The sequence below is a fragment of the Leifsonia sp. Y878 genome (assembly GCF_057669685.1).
This window is the reverse complement of sequence record NZ_JBYHFS010000002.1, coordinates 625,179-642,602: the sequence shown is the minus strand read 5'-3', so window position 1 is coordinate 642,602 and position 17,424 is coordinate 625,179. Positions and strand designations below refer to the sequence as shown.

Genomic DNA, 17,424 nt, shown 5'->3' with positions numbered 1-17,424 from the left:
GCGTGATCCCGCTCTATTCGAACAGGCGTGAAATCCAGGCGATATCGTCGGCGGACGGCTGCCAGGCCGTCGCCGCTTCGGCATTCTGGATGATTTGTTCCGGCTTGGTGGCCCCAGCGATCACGCTGGTCAAGCCGGGCTGGGCGAGCAGCCACGCCAGCGTCGCCGCCAGCATGCTCACGCCACGCTCGTCGCAGAACGCCTGGTACTCCTCGATGATGTCCCACGGCGCGTTGTCGAGCAGGTGCTTGCGGATCATCATGATGCGGCTGTCTGCCGGGCCGCCGCCACGGCTGAACTTGCCGGTGAACAGGCCGTTGTACAGCGGGAAGAAGGGCAGGAAGCCCAGGCCGTACTGATTCACGGCCGGGAGTACTTCGTCCTCTGCGTCCCGAACCAGCAGGCTGTACTCGTTCTGCGCTGAAATGAACCGGGGGTGGCCACCGATGCGGGCCGTGAATTCGGCCTCAGCAATCTGCCATCCGCTCAAATTCGAGTGACCGATGTACCGGATCTTGCCCTCGGTGATCAGGTCGTCGAGGGTCGCCAGAGTCTCTTCGATCGGCGTGTTCGGGTCTGGCTGGTGCAGCTGGTACAGGTCGATCCAGTCCGTCTGCAAGCGACGAAGCGACGCTTCGACAGCCAGGCGGATGTAGCGGCGCGAACCCCGTGCGCCCCAGTCGGGTCCGTTCTGCCCGCCCATGTCCATGCCGAACTTCGAGGCGAGCACGATCTGGCCGCGGCGACCGTGCAGGGCCTTCCCCATCAGGGTCTCGCTCAGGCCGCGTTGGGCACCATAGATGTCGGCTGTGTCGAAGAACGTCACGCCGGTATCGATCGCAGCGTTGATGACAGCGCTCGTGCCTTCCAGGGATTCCGATGCCGTTCCTGTACGCCCGAAGTTGTTGCACCCGAGTCCGATGGTTGACACGATCAGGCCGGAGTCACCGAGCGCCCTGTACTGAATCTCTGCCATCCCATCAGCCTAAGTCCATGGAAGTGCCGCGGCACCCGCGACGCCTATACAAGTTCTCAGGAAGCCGCTCGCCTCAGGCAGAGCGAGCCGAAAGCTGCGTGTATCCGCGCACCACAGCGGCCTCCACCAGCTCGAGGGGCACGTTGGTCAGTGACGCCAGCCGCTCCCCCACAGACTCAATGGGCTCGACAACGGCGTGTGCAGAGCGGATGCCGTCGGCAATCGCACCGAGCACGCCGGCTTGGGCGCGCACGAACGAACGGTCAACGGCGCTGCCGTGGCCGGGAACCACGACGTCCGTGGCATCCCCGGCCGAGTCATCGATCATCGACGCGAGCACGTCGAGGGCGGCCGGCCACTCGAGCGGGAAGCTGCCTGAGCCATACATCGGGGGGCCAGATTGCTCGATGACGTCGCCGACGAGCCAGGCGTTGACATCCGGGACATGAACGACCAGGTCCGTGTCTGTGTGGCCGGCGGGCAGCGGGATGAGGTGAACGACCCGCCCGCCGATGTCGATGGTGTGCCGCTCGTGCACCAGCACGCTCGGCGGGGTGAGCTGCACGTCTCGCCAGTCGTACTGTGGGGAGTTGGCCGGGTCATGCATCCAGTCCGCGAGCCTGGGGGCCTCATACGTCGCGAAATGCCGCGGGATGAGGTGATGCCCGTAAATCGGTGTGGCCGATGCGAACACCTGGTTCCCGAACGTGTGGTCGTAGTGGGCGTGCGTATTCACCACCCAGCGGATGGCGCCGGCGCCAAGCACCTGGGCATCCTCGACGATCTCCCGCGCCTCACGCGGGTTGCTTCTGGTGTCAACGAGCAGGAGGCCGTCGCTGCCGCGCACCAGGCAAACGGAGACGTCGAGAGGTTCGTAACGCCGTTGATACACACCGTCTGCAACTTCGATCCACGTCATCTGATCACCCTAGTCTGGTGATCACCCAAGTCTGGCGTGATGCTCCTCCACAGCGCTCACGGCGGGCTGGCTGTGCAGAGGGCTGGCATCCCGCAGTGGGCACTGGCCGCTGTTCAGTAGCCTCGCCGCATGAATCCAGTACAGCTGAACATCGAAACCGATGTACCCCTGGCGCTCCAGCGCCCGTCCGTCTTACGTATGCCGAGTCCAATCGGCATGATCGAGCTCATGGCATCTGCTGCGGGCGATCTCATTTCGGTGGCCATCGAGCACGATGGCCGCCTCCCGCATGACACCCTGCCTGACGCCCCCACCGCGGTGCTGCGCGCCGCATCCCGCGACCTGCGGAAGTATTTCAGCAGTGGGCATCCGGTGCTCGTTCCGGGTGTCGACGCGCTGGCCGGTACCGACTTCCAACGGATGGTGTGGCATCGGCTGGCCGCGGTGTCGTGGGGCGAATCCATCACGTACGGACAGATTGCCACCGACATCGGGATGCCGGGTACCGGCCGGGGAATCGGCAATGCCGTTGCGGCTAATCCGATCCCGCTGTTCGTGCCGTGCCATCGCGTGCTCGACGCCCAGCGGCGTGTCACCGGCTACACCCAGGGCGCGGGAGTGGCCACGAAGCGCTGGCTACTTGATCACGAAAGGATCGAGTACCGAAAGCGCGACAAGGAGACTCAGCCGCGTTTGCCCGCAGTGACCTCGGCCACGACCAGCTCCAGCTCACCGGCCGCGCCGTGATCGAGCCGATAGCCCGCTGCTGCGGCCCAGTCGAGTAGCTGCTCGACGGTGTCGAAGTCTTCGGCATTCTGAATGATCGCCCTGGCGAACTCACCCTTTGACTTCTTGTTGAAGTGATTGAGTGCGCGCCTGCGTCCTCCGGCATCCGTCACCACCCGGAGGAAGTAGGAGCCATCCCGCACGGGCGCTGGGCCGAGCGCCACATAGGCCTCAGACCGGAAGTCGAGGATGAGGCCGGGGCGGGAGGCCAGCACATCGGCATTCACACTCCCCCAGTGCTTCTTGAGGGGGGTGTCTGGAATGCGCGAGTCATGCGACAGCCGGTAGGCCGGAATCGGGTCGAGCGCCATGACGAGGCCGAACAGCGCGGAATGCACAGCGACATGGGATGCCGCGAAGTCGCGCTCGGCGGGCGTCAGCGACGCCGCATCGAGGGCGTCGTAGAGCACACCGGTGTACCGGTCGAGCACGGGCATGGTGGCCGAGGATGTCACAGCCAGGTTGCGGCTGATTTCGGCATGCTGTTTGGGTCCGAGCTTCAACGCCGCGATCGTGGCGTCTGGGTCGTGGGCAATTGTGTGCAGCGCGTGAACCAGAAAACGCCGACGAGAGTTCAATGTCGGATGCGCAAGCGCATCGTAATCAAGCTTCTCGTCGGCGCCTCCGTCCCGCTTCGTTTCAGAAGGCGGAAGAATTACCAGCAAAGGTGTACTAAACCAACTCTGCCTGGCGGGCCACGATAGTAACCGTGTTGTTCTCTACGGACAGGAAGCCGTCGGCAGCTTTCGCCACGACCTTTGATCCGTCAGTGCTCGTGATGCGAACCTCGCCGCTGGCCAGGATCGCGAGCATCGGCTCGTGACCGGCAAGAATACCGATCTGACCTTCGACAGTGCGAGCAACGACCATGGAGGCCTCGCCGGACCACACCTGGTGGTCCGCCGAGACGACACTGACGCTAAGGGGCGCCGAAGCCATGGTTAGCCGTTCTCCTTCTGGATCTTCGCCCACAGTTCTTCGACGTCGCTGAGCCCACCGACGTTGAAGAAGGCCTGCTCGGCCACGTGGTCGAATTCACCCTTGGCGATCGCGTCGAACGACTCGATGGTCTCCTTGAGCGGAACCGTCGAGCCCTCTACACCGGTGAACTTCTTCGCCATGTAGGTGTTCTGCGACAGGAACTGCTGGATACGGCGTGCGCGCGAAACGGTGACCTTGTCTTCTTCAGAGAGCTCGTCAAGACCAAGGATCGCGATGATCTCCTGGAGTTCCTTGTTCTTCTGCAGAATCGCCTTGACCGAGGTGGCCACACGGTAGTGGTCAGCACCTAAGTAACGCGGGTCCATGATGCGGCTGGTCGAGGTGAGCGGGTCGATGGCCGGGTAGAGGCCCTTCGACGCCATTTCACGCGACAGCTCAGTGGTGGCGTCCAGGTGGGCGAACGTCGTTGCCGGTGCCGGGTCGGTGTAGTCGTCAGCAGGCACGTAGATGGCCTGGAGCGACGTGATCGAGTGGCCACGGGTCGAGGTGATGCGCTCCTGGAGCACACCCATCTCGTCGGCGAGGTTCGGCTGGTAGCCCACGGCGGAGGGCATGCGGCCCAGAAGGGTCGACACCTCAGAACCGGCCTGGGTGAAGCGGAAGATGTTGTCGATGAAGAGCAGAACGTCCTGCTTCTCCACGTCGCGGAAGTACTCAGCCATGGTGAGGGCGGAGAGGGCGACGCGCAGACGCGTTCCCGGCGGCTCATCCATCTGGCCGAACACAAGCGCAGTCTTGTCGAAGACGCCTGCTTCTTCCATTTCAGCGATGAGGTCGTTACCCTCACGGGTACGCTCACCGACACCGGCGAACACCGAAACTCCACCGTGGTCCTGCGCAACGCGCTGGATCATTTCCTGGATCAGAACGGTCTTACCAACACCAGCACCACCGAAGAGGCCGATCTTTCCACCCAGTACGTACGGGGTCAAAAGGTCGATCGACTTGATTCCGGTTTCGAAGAGCTGAGTCTTGGACTCGAGCTGGTCGAATGCCGGGGGCTTGCGGTGGATCGGCCAGCGCTCGGTGATCTCAATCTTTTCACCGGGCTCGGCGTTGAGCACCTCGCCGATGACGTTGAAGACCTTGCCCTTGGTTACGTTTCCGACGGGCACCGTGATGGGTGAGCCAGTGTCCTGGACCTCCTGGCCACGAACCATACCGTCGGTCGGGTTCAGGGCGATTGCACGAACGAGGTCATCGCCGAGGTGCTGAGCGACCTCGAGGGTGACCACGGAGGTCGACTCGCCCATGACGACGGTGGTCTTCAGCGCGTTGTAGATCCCGGGAATCGAATCGTGCGGGAACTCGATGTCGACGACGGGGCCGGTGACGCGGGCGATACGGCCAACAGCACCTGCTTTGCCCTCTGCCTCGACTGGCGCGGTTGCGGTGTCAGTCATTGCTCTCTCTTCTCTGCTTAGTTCTTGGCGGATGAGAGCGCGTCGGCTCCACCCACGATCTCGGAAATCTGCTGGGTGATCTCAGACTGACGGGCGTTGTTGGCCAGTCGTGTGTAGTCGGTGATCAGCTTGTCTGCGTTGTCGCTCGCGGACTTCATAGCCTTCTGGCGGCTGGCGTGCTCTGAAGCAGCCGACTGCAGCATGGCATTGAAAAGACGGCTTTCGATGTAAACCGGAAGCAGTGCGTCGAGAACAGTCTCGACATCCGGCTCAAACTCGTACAGCGGCAGAATCTCTTTGTCGCCGGGCTCTTCTACACCCTCGACAACCTCCAACGGAAGAAGTCGAACAACCTCAGAAACCTGGCTGACCATGCTGACGAAGCGGTTGTAGACGATGTGAATCTCGTCCACGCCGCCGTCTTCGCTGTCACGCAGGAAGGACTCGAGCAGTGCGTCGCCGATTTCCTTCGCCGTGTCGAACTGCGGCTGGTCTGTGCCACCCGTCCAGACGCGCTCTGCAGCGCGACGACGGAACCCGAAGTAAGCAACTGCCTTGCGGCCCACAAGGAAGTACACGACATCCTTGCCCTGGCTGCGCAGCAGTGTGCTGAGTTCTTCGGCTTCTTTCAGAACCTGGGAGCTGAATGCGCCTGCGAGCCCGCGATCCGACGTGAAGATGACGACGGCTGCCCGTTCGACCTTCTCCGGCTCGGTCGTGAGTACGTGCTCAACATTCGAGTACGTCGCCACTGCCGACACTGCGCGCGTGATCGCACGCGAATACGGGGTGGACGCAGCGACTCGCGCCTGCGCCTTCTGGATGCGCGAGGCGGAGATCAGCTCCATGGCCCGAGTGATCTTCTTGGTCGTCTGGGCAGATTTAATCTTCTGCCGGTAGACCCGAAGTTGCGCTCCCATGTGTCTCCTGTGGTTCTTAGATTAGATGTTTATGAAGAAGTTGGCGGTGATCGAACGAGTCGAACTAGCGCTTCTGCTTCACAATCTTTTCCTGGTTGACGTCTTCTGCTGCGATGGCTTCAAACTTCTCTGAACCAACGGAGGCGAGCGGCTTGCCCTCACCCGTCTGGAACTCGAGCTTGAACTTGTCGACCTCGGCATCGAGCGTCGCCACAGTGGCGTCGTCGAGAACGTTGGTCTCGCGCAAGGTGGCCAACACGGTCGTGTTGCGAGCGAGGTAGTCGAGCAGCTCGCGCTCAAAGCGCAGGATGTCTTCGACAGGAACCTCGTCGAGCTTGCCCTTGGTGCCGGCCCAGATCGAAACGACCTGGTCCTCAACGGGGAACGGCGAGTACTGCGGCTGCTTGAGCAGCTCGGTGAGGCGTGCGCCACGGGCGAGCTGACGACGGCTGGCCGCGTCGAGGTCGGATGCGAACATCGCGAAGGCCTCAAGTGAGCGGTACTGGGCGAGCTCAAGCTTGAGCGTTCCGGAGACCTTCTTGATGGACTTGACCTGGGCGTCTCCACCAACACGGGAGACCGAGATTCCAACGTCAACAGCGGGGCGCTGGTTGGAGTTGAAGAGGTCTGACTGCAGGAAGATCTGGCCGTCGGTGATCGAGATCACGTTGGTCGGGATGTATGCGGAGACGTCGTTTGCCTTGGTCTCGATGATCGGCAGGCCGGTCATGGAGCCGGCGCCCAGCTCGTCGGAGAGCTTGGCACAACGCTCGAGCAGACGGGAGTGCAGGTAGAAGACGTCACCCGGGTATGCTTCGCGTCCCGGCGGACGGCGGAGCAGCAGTGATACTGCACGGTAGGCCTCTGCCTGCTTTGACAGGTCATCGAAGATGATGAGGACGTGCTTGCCTGCGTACATCCAGTGCTGGCCGATGGCCGAACCGGTGTACGGGGCGAGGTACTTGAAGCCGGCGGGGTCAGATGCCGGAGCGGCCACGATGGTGGTGTACTCCATTGCGCCTGCGTCCTCGAGTGCACCCTTCACCGAAGCGATGGTTGAACCCTTCTGGCCGATGGCGACGTAGATGCAGCGAACCTGCTTGTTCGTGTCGCCGGACTCCCAGTTGGCCTTCTGGTTGATGATGGTGTCGATCGCGATGGCCGTCTTACCGGTCTGGCGGTCACCAATGATCAGCTGGCGCTGTCCGCGGCCGATCGGGATCATGGCGTCGATGGCCTTGATACCGGTCTGCATCGGCTCGTGCACCGACTTGCGCTGCATGACGCCAGGCGCCTGCAGTTCAAGGGCGCGACGGCCTTCTGACTTGATCTCGCCGAGACCGTCAATCGGTGCGCCCAGCGGGTCGACAACGCGACCGAGGAATGCGTCACCGACGGGAACCGAAAGAACTTCACCGGTGCGGTGAACTTCCATTCCCTCAACGATGCCGGTGAACTCACCGAGGACGATGACACCGATCTCATCTTCGTCGAGGTTCTGGGCGAGGCCCAGCGTTCCATCGGCGAACTTGATGAGTTCGTTTGCCATGACGCCGGGAAGACCCTCAACGTGAGCAATGCCGTCGCCAGCGGTGGTGACGTACCCAACCTCGGTGGTCGAAGCCTTGTTCGGCTCGTAGGACTTCACGAAGTCCTTGAGAGCGTCGCGGATCTCATCGGGGCTGATCGTTAGTTCTGCCATCATCTTCCCTTTTCTGTACGGGGTGTACAGGTTCTGTCTGTGCGAGACGTTGCCGTCTCGAGGTTTCTAAGTTTTTCTGGCTGAGAATCAGCTAGCGAGCTGAAGTCTCAAGTCGTTCAAACGCGATGCGACGCTGCCGTCAATCACGTCGTCGCCAATCTGGACGCGCACGCCGCCGATCAGGGCCGGGTCGATGACCTGGTTGACCAGGAGCGAACGACCGTAGCGAGCAGACAGACCGGCGATGAGCCGGTCGAGCTGCGCCTGGGCGAGCGGAGCAGCCGAGGTCACGGTTGCGATGGAGTGACCTGACTGGTCTGCGACAACGGATGCCGCGTGGCGAAGGAGTTCACCGATACGACGGCCGCGAGGCTGGCGTACGAGGTGGCGAACAATCGCGAGTGTCTGGGCAGAAACCTTGCCGCCGAGGAGCGCGTCAATGACACGAGCCTTGGCATCCGCATCGCCCAACTTGCTGGCCAGGGCCAGCTCGAGCTCTGCGTCGGAAGAAACCGCGACACTGAAGGAAAACAGCTCGTCCTCAATAGAGGTACCTGCTGGGACTGACCGTGCGATAGTGCGCAGGCCGAGATCTTCGATCCCGGCAAGCACGTCGTCATGGCTCGACCACCGGGCACCCGCAACACTCTGCAAGAGAGTGAGTGCCGTCGGCGTGACTGCGGATCCGAACACGCTCGTGACGAGCGCGGTCTTTGCCGCAGCATCCGCTGACGGATCTGCGAGTGCCGTGAGCAGCTGCGGCGAGTCGCCGACGACTCGACCGGCGTTGAAAAGGCTTTCGCCCGTCGCCAGATCGGCCGTGCTGCCACTGGCAGCCAGTGCCGCCCGCGTCAGGGCCAAAGCTTCTCTGGTGGCGCTTCCCATGCTGTTAGTTCTTCCCTGCTGAAGGCGTTGCCTTCTCCGAGGCTTCAAGATCAGCCAGGAAACGGTCAACGATGGCGGTAGCCTTCGCGTCGTCAGTCAGGCTTTCGCCGATGACACCCGATGCGAGGTCGATGGCCAGGGAGCCGACTTCTGAGCGAAGCGACACAACGGCCGCCTGACGCTCTGCTTCGATCTGAGCCTGAGCTGTTGCGGTAATACGAGCGGCTTCGGCCGAAGCCGCATCCTTCTGCTCTGCGACGATCTTCTGGCCGTCAGCGCGAGCCTGCTCGCGGATCTGGCCGGCTTCGATGCGCGCCTCAGCGAGCTGGGCCGTGTACTGCTCAAGAGCAGCCTCGGCCTTGCGCTGTGCGTCATCTGCCTTCGCGATATTGCCTTCGATGGCCTCTGCGCGGTCATCGAGCATCTTCTGAACCCTCGGAAGCACGAGCTTCCAGAAGAAGAACAGGATCACGACAAAACAAACCGCAGACCAGACAATGTCGTAGACCTCTGGGATGAGCGGGTTACGCGTCTCACCCTCAGCGGCAGCTGCAATCACTGCGTGAAGCATCATGCCTCCTAACTAGAGTGAAAGAGGGCTACTGACCGGTGGTGAAGATGAAGTACGTAGCGATACCGATGAAGGCGAGTGCCTCGGTGAATGCGATACCGATGTACATGAGGACCTGAAGCTGGCCAGCGAGTTCAGGCTGGCGTGCAACGCCTTCGATGGTCTTGCCAACGACGATACCAACGCCGATTGCCGGGCCGATTGCCGCGAGGCCATAACCGACAGTCGCGATGTTTCCCGAGAGTGCCGCGAGAACGGTAGTTGCGTCCACGTGTGTTTCCTTCCGTGATGAGCGAATACGACGGATGCCGAGTTCGTTGTTTAGTGTTCCTCAGCCAGCGCGAGCTGGATGTAGACAGCGGTGAGCAGAGCGAAAATGTAGGCCTGGAGAACCGCGATCAGCACCTCGAAGAGGGTGAAGGCGAATCCGAAGACCAGGGTTCCAGCACCGAACAGCTTGAATCCGCCGTCTGCAGTGAAGAAGAAGAACTGGGTTGCGCTGAAGAACAGCACCAGCAGGAGGTGGCCGACGACCATGTTCATGAGGAGTCGGAGCGTCAACGTCACCGGGCGAATGATGAACGTGGACACGAACTCAATCGGCGTGACGATGAGGTATAACGCCGGCGGAACTCCGGGCGGGAACAGCGCGTTGCGGAAGAACTTGCTGGGATTCTTCTTTACGCCGGCGTAGATGAACGTGCCGTAGGCAATAACAGCCAACAGCAGCGGAACACCGATCACGGAAGTTCCGGCGATGTTCAGGCCAGGAATGATTCCGGTGAAGTTCATGAACAACACCATGAAGAAGATCGTGGTGAGAAGCGGCAGGAAGCGCTTGCCGTCTTTCTTGCCGAGGAGATCCTCTGCGATGTTGACTCGAACGAAGTCGAGTCCCATCTCCGTCAGGCTCTGCAGTCGGGTCGGAATGACCTTCATACGGCGAGTACCCAACCAGAAGATGAGCATGAGCACGACCATCGCGAGAACGCGGATGATCATGATTCGGTTCATTGCGAACGGAGTGTCCGCGAATAGAACGATGTCGGGAAAGAATTCATTGATGGTGGGACCATGGAAGCCCCCGTCGTCGCTTGCAGACGGGAGCAGCAGGTTCACAGCGGTTTCTAGCAGCGCTATCTCCTGTTTCGGGGCGGTGAGCTCTGCTCTCCGAACGACGAACGAATGACTGGTTTAGGACACAAGTGAATGCTGCCTTTACCGGGGGGAATCGCTTATGACTCTAGCAAATAACCGGGCATCCACCCAATCGAGGTGAATGTTTATTCATGTTTATTCTTCGTGAGGTGCGTCTGGGAGCTTGACATCGCTCGCATACGGCATCCTGCTTTTCATCAGTACAACGGCGTCGATGACCAACGAGCCCACAACACCGGCAATGATGCTGAGGAACAGCACGACCGGGTTGAGCCAGACCTGGTCTTTCAGCAGGAAGACCAATACCAGGAAGACGACGAACTTCAGCAGCCATCCTCCGAGGACGATGGCGAAGAACGCACCGATCGCAGCCTGCTGGCCGGCATAGCGATTGGCGATCAGGAGGCTGGCTGCGGTGACACCCATGAAGACCACAGACATGACCGTGCCGATGAGTACGCTCACGATGCCGGGCATGCCCGCAAAGATCCCGCCAAGGATGCCGCCGATGACGGCGATGCCGAGGGCGAGGTACGACCCGTAAATCACGATCTTGCGGAACGCCGGGACGGATGTCGGTTCTGAGTATGTGGGGGGCGGGGTGGACGTCATGTTGTGGTCTCCTCGACGTGTTCTGATGCCTCATCGAGTGGATCGAGTCTGGCGATGGGCAATGTTTCCTCTGCCACTGGCGTGAGCTGGCTCGCGGCTTCAACAGCCTTGCGGCGGCTGAGCGGGGCGAGCGTGACAATGGTGCAGATCATCAGCGAAACGACCAGGAACACTGTCGCGTACCAGCTGGGGAGCTGGAAGTAGACGGGCAGGACAAAGTACAGCAGGCATCCAATGGAGGCCGCTGCCGTCCAGCCGTAGAAGATGAGTACGGCGTGCAGGTGCGTGTGGCCCATATCGAGCAGGCGGTGGTGCAGGTGCTTGCGATCGGCGCTGAACGGCGATTTACCCACTCTGACCCGCCGGAACACCGCAAGGCCGAAGTCGAGCAACGGGATGATCAGGATGGCCACTGGCAGCAGGATCGGGATGAATGCTGGAAAGAGCTGTGAGCGGTTCACGGCAGCCGGGTCAACCTGGCCGGTGATCGCGATAGCGGATGTCGCCATCAGCAGTCCGACAAGCAGCGCGCCGGCATCCCCCATGAACATCTTGGCCGGGCGCCAATTGACGGGCAGGAAGCCGACGCAGGCGCCGACCAGGATCGCAGCGATGAGTGAGGCGAGGTTGAAGTAGTTCGTGGGCGATGTGTCGCGCACGAGTAGGTAGCTATAAAGGAAGAACACTCCGTTGGCGATGAGCGCGACGCCGGCGACAAGCCCGTCCAGCCCGTCGATGAAGTTGATCATGTTCATGACGAGCACGATCGCGAAGACGGAGATGAAGATCGACATCCAGCCGGAGCCGACGGTGAGTCCGCCGATGGGCAGCGAGTAGATCTGTACGCCGCCCTGCCAGGCAACCAGTCCAGCTGCAATGAACTGTCCGGCCAGCTTGGTCATCCAGTCGAGGTCCCAGATGTCGTCTGCGACGCCGATGAGCACGATGAGGAGCGCGGCTCCCAGGATCGCGAGGATCTGCTGCGGATTGGAGAACACCAGCCGGAGAGGCGCGAATTGCGCCGAGATCACATACGACACCCCGAAGGCGGCCAGGATGCCGATGAACATCGCGATGCCGCCGAGCCGGGGCGTCGGGCGGGTGTGCACGTCACGTTCCCGGATCTTCGGGTAGAGGTGATAGCGATGGCTGAGCCTCAGGACCACGAAGGAGAGCCCGAAGGTGACGATTGCCGCCACCAGGGCGATGACGATGAAGAGGGTCATGGCTTAGTCGGAGGACGTCTCTTGGGCAGGCTCATCGGTTGCGCCTGGCTTGGCCGTTGCCGCGCGCGTGACCGAGACAGTGGGCTCGTCTGTGATTTCGGCGGCCGGGTCGTCTGTGGCGGCAGGCTCGTCGGTGGCAGCCGGGTCGTCTGTGGCGGCAGGCTCGTCTGTGGCGGCCGGTGCCAGCGCATCGCCGATGACGGCTGCGATCTGGTCGCGTGAGATGACACCGTTACGCACGATCACGAGCGTGCCGCCGTTGGCATCGAAACGCGTGGCGTCAATGATGGTCGACGACGTGTCGCCTGGGCGGTCGCCGATGGCGTCGTAGTCGAGCCCGGCCACTCCCCCGTCGAGGAAGACGGAGACGCTGCTGCCGAGCATCTCTTCTGCGCCTACGGCATCGATCGCAGACGGCATGCCAGTGCGATTCGCCGACGACACCGCGAGTGGCCCGGTCTCAGCGAGGAGTTCGAGCGCGATCGGGTTGCTGGGCATCCGCAGCGCAACGGTTCCGCGCGTCTCGCCCAGGTCCCAGGCGAGCGACGGCTGGGCGCGAAGCAGAATGGTGAGCCCGCCTGGCCAGAATGCGGCGACGAGGTCGTGCACAGGAGCGGGGATGTCTGTGGCAAGAGCGTCGAGCGTCGATACCCCTGGGATGAGTACGGGCGGCGGCGACTGGCGGTCGCGACCCTTCGCATCAAGCAGGCGTTGGACGGCTTCGGGATTGAAGGCATCCGCTGCAATGCCGTAGACGGTGTCGGTGGGGATGACGACGAGCGCTCCCCGTCCGATTGCGGAGCGTGCCAGTCTCATGCCGGCCGTGTGTTCAGCTTCGACCGAGCAATCATAAATGCGTGTCATTTGGCCTCAATTCTAGACCAGCCTCCTTGGGAGATACTGGAGGGATGTCAACTGACGTGTACTTCTTCGATTGTGACAAGACCCTCTATGCATACGATTTCCGGAAAAGGCTGCCGGCGCTCGCCCGGCTGACCGGTTCCAGTGAGTATCACCTGGCCAGGACATGGTGGGTTGGCGGGCATGAAACCGCGGCCGACGAGGGCGAGTATCCCTCCACAGAGGAGTACCTCCTGGCGTGGAAGGAAGTAACGGGAACGACGTTGACGCTCGAACAGTGGCAAGAGGCCAGGGCTGCGGCGATGACTCCGATCCCGGGCGCCATTGCAGCGCTCCGCCGCGCGGCGACCCTGGGGACTGTGTCGCTGCTCTCGAACAACCCGATTCCGTTTCGCGACTCGCTTCCGGTGCTCGCCCCCGAGGTCTCCGACATCCTGGCCGGCAATGACCTCACCTCAGCGGTGCTCGGCGCAGAGAAGCCGGAGCGACGGATCTACACCCGTGCACTCGGCGTGTACGGCATCCCGGCCGAGAATTCGATCCTGTTCGACGACAGCGCGGCGAATGTTGCCGGCGCCCAGGCTGCCGGCATGCATGCGTGGCAGTTCACCGAGACGAACGGCGTCTACGACGTCGATGGGCTGAACGCCGCCATCGACGCGTTTGCATCGCGAGAGCGCTAGGCGCGTTCGCCTCATCCGGTGAGTGACGAGCGACCGACGTAGGAGGCCGCGTCTCGAAATCTGCTCGCTAGGTCTCGAGACGGCCCTGGCGGGCGTCCTCGACCACCGGGGAGGGGCGTGGGCGACCGCTACGGGCGCACTGCCGTCGTCGCGCGATCTCTCGTCGTGTAGTCGCGGTGGGTTGCCGTCGCGCGCCAGCCGTCTGCCTCGAGCAGCGCGCGGATCTCGGCCCCCTGCAGCTCGCCATGCTCGATCACGAGCGTGCCGCCGCTTCGGAGCAGGCGCAGCGCCGTCTGCGACACGTGGCGCACGACATCGAGGCCGTCCTCGCCGCCGTACAGCGCAACGGCGGGGTCGAAGAGGCGCACCTCTGGATCGCGCGGGATTGCGGCGGCCGGGATGTACGGCGGGTTCGAGATCACAACGGCAACCGTGCCGTTGAGCTCGGTCAGCGCGTCCGCGAGATCGCCGAACACAAGGGTCGCGTTCTCCGCACCGATATCCGCGAAGTTCTTGGACGTCCAGGGGAACGCCTCAGCGGACTTTTCGACGGCCCAGATGCGCGCGTGCGGAACCTCGGTTGCCATCGCCAGTGCGATCGCGCCGCTTCCGGTGCCGAGGTCGACGCCAATGGGCGCGGCATCCGGCATGGAACTGAGCGCATCGATCGCGAACTGCGCGACCTGCTCGGTCTCCGGCCGCGGCACGAACACACCGGGGCCGACGGACAGCTCAAGGTGCCTGAATGGCGCCGTACCGACGATGTGCTGCAGGGGCTCACGGGTGGCCCGTCTGGCGGCCAGCTCGAGGATGCGGGTTGCGTCCTCCTCGACCAGCGCACTGCCCATGATGACGGCCGACTGCACCTGGCCGCGGCTGAGGCCGAGGACGTGACCGATCAAGAGATCGGCGTCGACGTCGGGGTCTGGCACGCCGGCATCCGTGAGCGTGGAAATCACACGGGCTCTGAGCACAGGAATTGTCTGAACAGCGGGGCCTTGCGAGCCGTCGTGGTTGCCGCCCTGGTTGTTGGCGGAGTCGGAAAACGGATCGGATGGAGTCACAGGCACATAATGGAATGTAACGTACTCGCACGTGCAACTCCCGTGGCTCTAGGCTGAGCGAGGTTTCCCACAACGAGCGAAAGGTCTTCCCGATGGCTGCACAGATCTACTCCGACATAACTGAGACGGTTGGACGCACACCCCTGGTGAGGCTGAACCGCCTGACAGCGGGGACCGACGCCACCGTGCTCGCCAAGCTCGAGTTCTACAATCCAGCCGGCAGCGTGAAAGACCGCATCGGCGTCTCGATCATCAACGCCGCTGAGAAGTCAGGCGAACTGAAGCCGGGCGGCACCATCGTTGAAGGAACCAGCGGCAACACCGGCATCGCGCTCGCCCTGGTCGGCGCCGCACGCGGCTACAAGGTCATCCTCACCATGCCGGAAACCATGAGCAAGGAGCGTCGCGTGCTCCTGCGGGCGTACGGTGCCCAGATCGTGCTCACGCCCGGTGCCGACGGCATGCGTGGCGCAGTCGAGAAGGCGCGCGAGATCGTGGCATCCACTGAGGGTGCCATCCTTGCCAGCCAGTTCCAGAACCCCGCCAACCCGGCGATCCACCGCGCGACGACCGGCCCGGAGATCTGGGCAGACACCGACGGCGCAGTCGACATCTTCGTCGCCGGCGTTGGCACCGGTGGAACCGTGACCGGTGCGGGGCAGTTCCTCAAGGAGCAGAAGCCCGCCCTCACGGTCGTGGCCGTCGAGCCGATCGACTCCCCCATCCTGTCTGGCGGCGCACCTGGCCCGCACAAGATCCAGGGCCTTGGCGCCAACTTCGTTCCCGACATCCTCGACCGCGAGGTCTACGACTCCGTCACCGACGTCACCCTGGCCGACTCCGTCGCCACCGCGCGCGCGCTGGCAACGGATGAGGGCATCCTCGCCGGCATCTCTGGGGGTGCCGCGGTCTGGGCTGCACTTGAGCAGGCCAAGTTGCCGGAGAATGCCGGTAAGACGATCGTCGTCGTCGTTCCCGACTTCGGAGAGCGTTACATTTCGACGGTGCTCTACGAAGACCTGCTTGACTAGAACCATCCGAACCTGACCGACTGGACACACCATGGGAGTTTTCTCACGCATTCGCGAAGATGTCGCGACGGCGCGAGCCCATGACCCGGCGGCCCAGGGAAATGTGGAGATCTTTCTGGGATACAGCGGTCTCCACGCTGTGTGGGCATATCGACTGACGCACAAACTGTGGGTGGCCGGCTGGCGTTTGCCGGCCCGGCTGCTTTCGCAGTTCGCCCGGTTTCTCACGGGAGTTGAAATTCACCCCGGCGCCCGGATCGGTCGACGGCTCTTCATCGACCACGGCATGGGCGTCGTCATCGGCGAGACCGCTGAGGTCGGCGATGACGTGATGCTCTACCACGGGGTCACCCTCGGCGGAAAGAGCCTGCACGGCGTCCCCCGCGGCGCCAAACGCCACCCGACGCTCGAGAACGGCGTGACTGTCGGAGCAGGAGCCAAGGTGCTCGGTGCGATCACGATCGGCCAGTGGAGCACGATCGGCGCGAATGCGGTGGTGACCAAGGACGCACCGGCCAACTCGTTGCTGCTCGGAGTTCCGGCATCCGTTCGTCCGGCCAAGGCAGAGACCACCGAATCAGCCAGGGGCGGCATCACGCATTCAGAGCCGCTCTAGCCGGGCCCTCTGCCGCTGGTGATCCGACAGGCGGCAGCATCGCCGGCCTGACTGTGTAGCTGGGAATCGCCGTGTGAACTCGCTCTCAGAAACCTGAGGCTACATCAGCGGGCCAGAACGTGTCAGGCTGGAGTCGTGGTGCAGATTGTGGAAGAGACACGTCAGGAAACAGAAGCGCAGACAGGGCAGAGCCCTGCTGCTGTATTTGACGTGCCATGGCGCGTTGTCGTCTGGAACGACCCCGTCAACCTCATGTCGTATGTGGTCTACGTCTTCCGGAGCTACTTCGGTTTCGGCAACGATGAGGCCGAACGCTTGATGCTGCAGGTGCACAACGATGGCCGCGCCATCGTTGCCCAGGGCAACCGCGAAGCCATGGAAGTGCACGTTCTCGCCATGCACGAGTTTGGACTCTGGGCGACGATCGACAGGGACGGCGCATGATTCCGTTCCACCGTCAGTCGACGGGCGCCATCGTCGCCGACTTCGACAACAATGAACGCCTGTTCCTCTCCGATCTGGCATCGCAGCTGGTGGAGGTGCTGGAGGCTGAGGGCACGGATCCAGCTGTCGAGCGGCTGCTCCCCCGGGCGTATCCGGGCGACGCAGAGGCATCAGCAGAGTTCAGGCGCTTCACCGCAGACACGCTCACCGAGCGGAAGATCGAGCACGCCAGGACCATGATCGCCTCGCTCGACGCCCCCGATGACGAGGAATCGTTCTTCGACCTCAGCGACGCAGAGGTCCAGGCCTGGCTCCGCACTCTCACCGACCTGCGACTCACCCTCGCCGTGCGGCTCGAGATCAACAACGACAACGAAGAGGGACGCACCGACGAAGAGGCTGAACCGCTTCAGACGGTGTACTTCTGGCTCGGCGGGCTGCAGGAGTCGCTGCTGACCGCGCTGCTCGCCGCCGAGAAATAGCTAGCGAGAAGTAGCTGACGCTGACGCAGTTGGCCCCGCGCCTCCGCCCAACGAAACAGGGCCCGGCCAGCGCGAACGCCGAC

General features: G+C 62.7%; 21 protein-coding genes. 6 read left to right on the top strand and 15 right to left on the bottom strand.

Annotation, left to right across the window (positions count from 1 at the left end):
- Positions 1-13: 13 nt before the first annotated feature.
- Together AC25Y4_RS09195 and AC25Y4_RS09190 are read right to left on the bottom strand one after the other, a co-directional pair.
- Complete coding sequence (locus AC25Y4_RS09195; RefSeq protein ID WP_488120084.1) at positions 14-976, bottom strand: aldo/keto reductase; 963 nt, start codon at positions 974-976, stop codon at positions 14-16.
- A 73-nt stretch (positions 977-1,049) separates the two neighbouring features.
- The gene (locus AC25Y4_RS09190; protein ID WP_488120083.1) at positions 1,050-1,895 is read right to left on the bottom strand and encodes an MBL fold metallo-hydrolase; all 846 of its coding nucleotides are present in this window, start codon (positions 1,893-1,895) and stop codon (positions 1,050-1,052) included.
- A gap of 129 nt (positions 1,896-2,024) precedes the next feature.
- Here AC25Y4_RS09190 and AC25Y4_RS09185 point away from each other — a divergent pair, with 129 nt between their 5' ends.
- On the top strand, positions 2,025-2,642 hold the full coding sequence (locus tag AC25Y4_RS09185; protein WP_488120082.1) for a methylated-DNA--[protein]-cysteine S-methyltransferase: 618 nt from the start codon (positions 2,025-2,027) through the stop codon (positions 2,640-2,642).
- Here the strand turns inward: AC25Y4_RS09185 and AC25Y4_RS09180 are convergent.
- The 12 genes from AC25Y4_RS09180 to AC25Y4_RS09125 all read right to left on the bottom strand — a co-directional run bounded on the left by AC25Y4_RS09180 (position 2,579) and on the right by AC25Y4_RS09125 (position 13,024).
- Positions 2,579-3,346 (bottom strand): YaaA family protein, encoded by a 768-nt coding sequence (locus AC25Y4_RS09180; RefSeq protein WP_488120081.1) that lies wholly within the window; start codon positions 3,344-3,346, stop codon positions 2,579-2,581. The two genes, AC25Y4_RS09185 and AC25Y4_RS09180, sit on opposite strands and share 64 nt — an antisense overlap.
- A 7-nt stretch (positions 3,347-3,353) precedes the next feature.
- The gene (locus tag AC25Y4_RS09175) at positions 3,354-3,620 is read right to left on the bottom strand and encodes a F0F1 ATP synthase subunit epsilon (protein WP_488120080.1); all 267 of its coding nucleotides are present in this window, start codon (positions 3,618-3,620) and stop codon (positions 3,354-3,356) included.
- Positions 3,621-3,622: 2 nt separating this feature from the next.
- The gene (atpD, locus tag AC25Y4_RS09170; protein ID WP_488120079.1) at positions 3,623-5,086 is read right to left on the bottom strand and encodes a F0F1 ATP synthase subunit beta; all 1,464 of its coding nucleotides are present in this window, start codon (positions 5,084-5,086) and stop codon (positions 3,623-3,625) included.
- Between the two features lie 17 nt (positions 5,087-5,103).
- On the bottom strand, positions 5,104-6,006 hold the full coding sequence (locus AC25Y4_RS09165; RefSeq protein WP_488120078.1) for a F0F1 ATP synthase subunit gamma: 903 nt from the start codon (positions 6,004-6,006) through the stop codon (positions 5,104-5,106).
- A gap of 64 nt (positions 6,007-6,070) precedes the next feature.
- On the bottom strand, positions 6,071-7,708 hold the full coding sequence (gene atpA, locus AC25Y4_RS09160; protein WP_488120464.1) for a F0F1 ATP synthase subunit alpha: 1,638 nt from the start codon (positions 7,706-7,708) through the stop codon (positions 6,071-6,073).
- An 87-nt stretch (positions 7,709-7,795) separates the two neighbouring features.
- On the bottom strand, positions 7,796-8,593 hold the full coding sequence (locus tag AC25Y4_RS09155; RefSeq protein WP_488120077.1) for a F0F1 ATP synthase subunit delta: 798 nt from the start codon (positions 8,591-8,593) through the stop codon (positions 7,796-7,798).
- A 4-nt stretch (positions 8,594-8,597) separates the two neighbouring features.
- Positions 8,598-9,164: a F0F1 ATP synthase subunit B gene (locus AC25Y4_RS09150; protein ID WP_488120463.1), complete on the bottom strand. Its 567-nt coding sequence runs from the start codon at positions 9,162-9,164 to the stop codon at positions 8,598-8,600.
- A 28-nt stretch (positions 9,165-9,192) separates the two neighbouring features.
- Entirely contained in the window at positions 9,193-9,435 is a 243-nt protein-coding gene (gene atpE, locus AC25Y4_RS09145; RefSeq protein ID WP_488120076.1) for an ATP synthase F0 subunit C, read from the bottom strand.
- Between the two features lie 50 nt (positions 9,436-9,485).
- Positions 9,486-10,283, bottom strand: a complete 798-nt coding sequence (gene atpB / locus AC25Y4_RS09140) for a F0F1 ATP synthase subunit A (RefSeq protein WP_488120075.1) — start codon at positions 10,281-10,283, stop codon at positions 9,486-9,488.
- Positions 10,284-10,457: 174 nt separating this feature from the next.
- Positions 10,458-10,934 carry a Cg1360 family ATP-synthase-associated protein gene (locus tag AC25Y4_RS09135; protein ID WP_488120074.1) on the bottom strand — a complete coding sequence of 159 codons (477 nt, stop codon included), beginning with the start codon at positions 10,932-10,934 and terminating at the stop codon, positions 10,458-10,460.
- Positions 10,931-12,160, bottom strand: a complete 1,230-nt coding sequence (locus tag AC25Y4_RS09130; RefSeq protein WP_488120073.1) for an MraY family glycosyltransferase — start codon at positions 12,158-12,160, stop codon at positions 10,931-10,933. Before AC25Y4_RS09130 ends, AC25Y4_RS09135 begins: the two co-directional genes overlap by 4 nt.
- A gap of 3 nt (positions 12,161-12,163) precedes the next feature.
- Positions 12,164-13,024, bottom strand: coding sequence for an L-threonylcarbamoyladenylate synthase (locus AC25Y4_RS09125; RefSeq protein ID WP_488120072.1), 861 nt, complete (start codon positions 13,022-13,024; stop codon positions 12,164-12,166).
- Positions 13,025-13,068: 44 nt separating this feature from the next.
- Between AC25Y4_RS09125 and AC25Y4_RS09120 the strand changes: the two genes are divergently transcribed.
- Positions 13,069-13,704, top strand: a complete 636-nt coding sequence (locus AC25Y4_RS09120; RefSeq protein ID WP_488120071.1) for an HAD-IA family hydrolase — start codon at positions 13,069-13,071, stop codon at positions 13,702-13,704.
- Between the two features lie 128 nt (positions 13,705-13,832).
- Here the strand turns inward: AC25Y4_RS09120 and prmC are convergent, their stop codons facing one another.
- Entirely contained in the window at positions 13,833-14,768 is a 936-nt protein-coding gene (prmC, locus tag AC25Y4_RS09115) for a peptide chain release factor N(5)-glutamine methyltransferase (RefSeq protein WP_488120070.1), read from the bottom strand.
- Positions 14,769-14,860: 92 nt separating this feature from the next.
- Between prmC and cysK the strand changes: the two genes are divergently transcribed.
- From cysK to AC25Y4_RS09095, 4 genes are all read left to right on the top strand, one after another.
- Positions 14,861-15,799, top strand: coding sequence for a cysteine synthase A (gene cysK, locus AC25Y4_RS09110; protein WP_488120069.1), 939 nt, complete (start codon positions 14,861-14,863; stop codon positions 15,797-15,799).
- Positions 15,800-15,830: 31 nt separating this feature from the next.
- Positions 15,831-16,415 (top strand): serine O-acetyltransferase EpsC, encoded by a 585-nt coding sequence (gene epsC, locus AC25Y4_RS09105; protein ID WP_488120068.1) that lies wholly within the window; start codon positions 15,831-15,833, stop codon positions 16,413-16,415.
- 144 nt (positions 16,416-16,559) lie between these two features.
- Positions 16,560-16,859 (top strand): ATP-dependent Clp protease adapter ClpS, encoded by a 300-nt coding sequence (clpS, locus tag AC25Y4_RS09100; protein ID WP_488120462.1) that lies wholly within the window; start codon positions 16,560-16,562, stop codon positions 16,857-16,859.
- Positions 16,856-17,341: a DUF2017 family protein gene (locus tag AC25Y4_RS09095; protein WP_488120067.1), complete on the top strand. Its 486-nt coding sequence runs from the start codon at positions 16,856-16,858 to the stop codon at positions 17,339-17,341. Before clpS ends, AC25Y4_RS09095 begins: the two co-directional genes overlap by 4 nt.
- Positions 17,342-17,424: the final 83 nt, after the last annotated feature.

Bases quoted from the DNA above. Each gene is read 5' to 3' on its own strand.
- AC25Y4_RS09195 (WP_488120084.1), bottom strand. From the start codon at position 976: ATGGCAGAGATTCAGTACAGGGCGCTCGGTGACTCCGGCCTGATCGTG.
- AC25Y4_RS09190 (WP_488120083.1), bottom strand. From the start codon at position 1,895: ATGACGTGGATCGAAGTTGCAGACGGTGTGTATCAACGGCGTTACGAA.
- AC25Y4_RS09185 (WP_488120082.1), top strand. From the start codon at position 2,025: ATGAATCCAGTACAGCTGAACATCGAAACCGATGTACCCCTGGCGCTC.
- AC25Y4_RS09175 (WP_488120080.1), bottom strand. From the start codon at position 3,620: ATGGCTTCGGCGCCCCTTAGCGTCAGTGTCGTCTCGGCGGACCACCAG.
- atpD (WP_488120079.1), bottom strand. From the start codon at position 5,086: ATGACTGACACCGCAACCGCGCCAGTCGAGGCAGAGGGCAAAGCAGGT.
- AC25Y4_RS09165 (WP_488120078.1), bottom strand. From the start codon at position 6,006: ATGGGAGCGCAACTTCGGGTCTACCGGCAGAAGATTAAATCTGCCCAG.
- atpA (WP_488120464.1), bottom strand. From the start codon at position 7,708: ATGGCAGAACTAACGATCAGCCCCGATGAGATCCGCGACGCTCTCAAG.
- AC25Y4_RS09155 (WP_488120077.1), bottom strand. From the start codon at position 8,593: ATGGGAAGCGCCACCAGAGAAGCTTTGGCCCTGACGCGGGCGGCACTG.
- AC25Y4_RS09150 (WP_488120463.1), bottom strand. From the start codon at position 9,164: ATGCTTCACGCAGTGATTGCAGCTGCCGCTGAGGGTGAGACGCGTAAC.
- AC25Y4_RS09135 (WP_488120074.1), bottom strand. From the start codon at position 10,934: ATGACGTCCACCCCGCCCCCCACATACTCAGAACCGACATCCGTCCCG.
- AC25Y4_RS09130 (WP_488120073.1), bottom strand. From the start codon at position 12,160: ATGACCCTCTTCATCGTCATCGCCCTGGTGGCGGCAATCGTCACCTTC.
- AC25Y4_RS09125 (WP_488120072.1), bottom strand. From the start codon at position 13,024: ATGACACGCATTTATGATTGCTCGGTCGAAGCTGAACACACGGCCGGC.
- AC25Y4_RS09120 (WP_488120071.1), top strand. From the start codon at position 13,069: ATGTCAACTGACGTGTACTTCTTCGATTGTGACAAGACCCTCTATGCA.
- cysK (WP_488120069.1), top strand. From the start codon at position 14,861: ATGGCTGCACAGATCTACTCCGACATAACTGAGACGGTTGGACGCACA.
- epsC (WP_488120068.1), top strand. From the start codon at position 15,831: ATGGGAGTTTTCTCACGCATTCGCGAAGATGTCGCGACGGCGCGAGCC.
- AC25Y4_RS09095 (WP_488120067.1), top strand. From the start codon at position 16,856: ATGATTCCGTTCCACCGTCAGTCGACGGGCGCCATCGTCGCCGACTTC.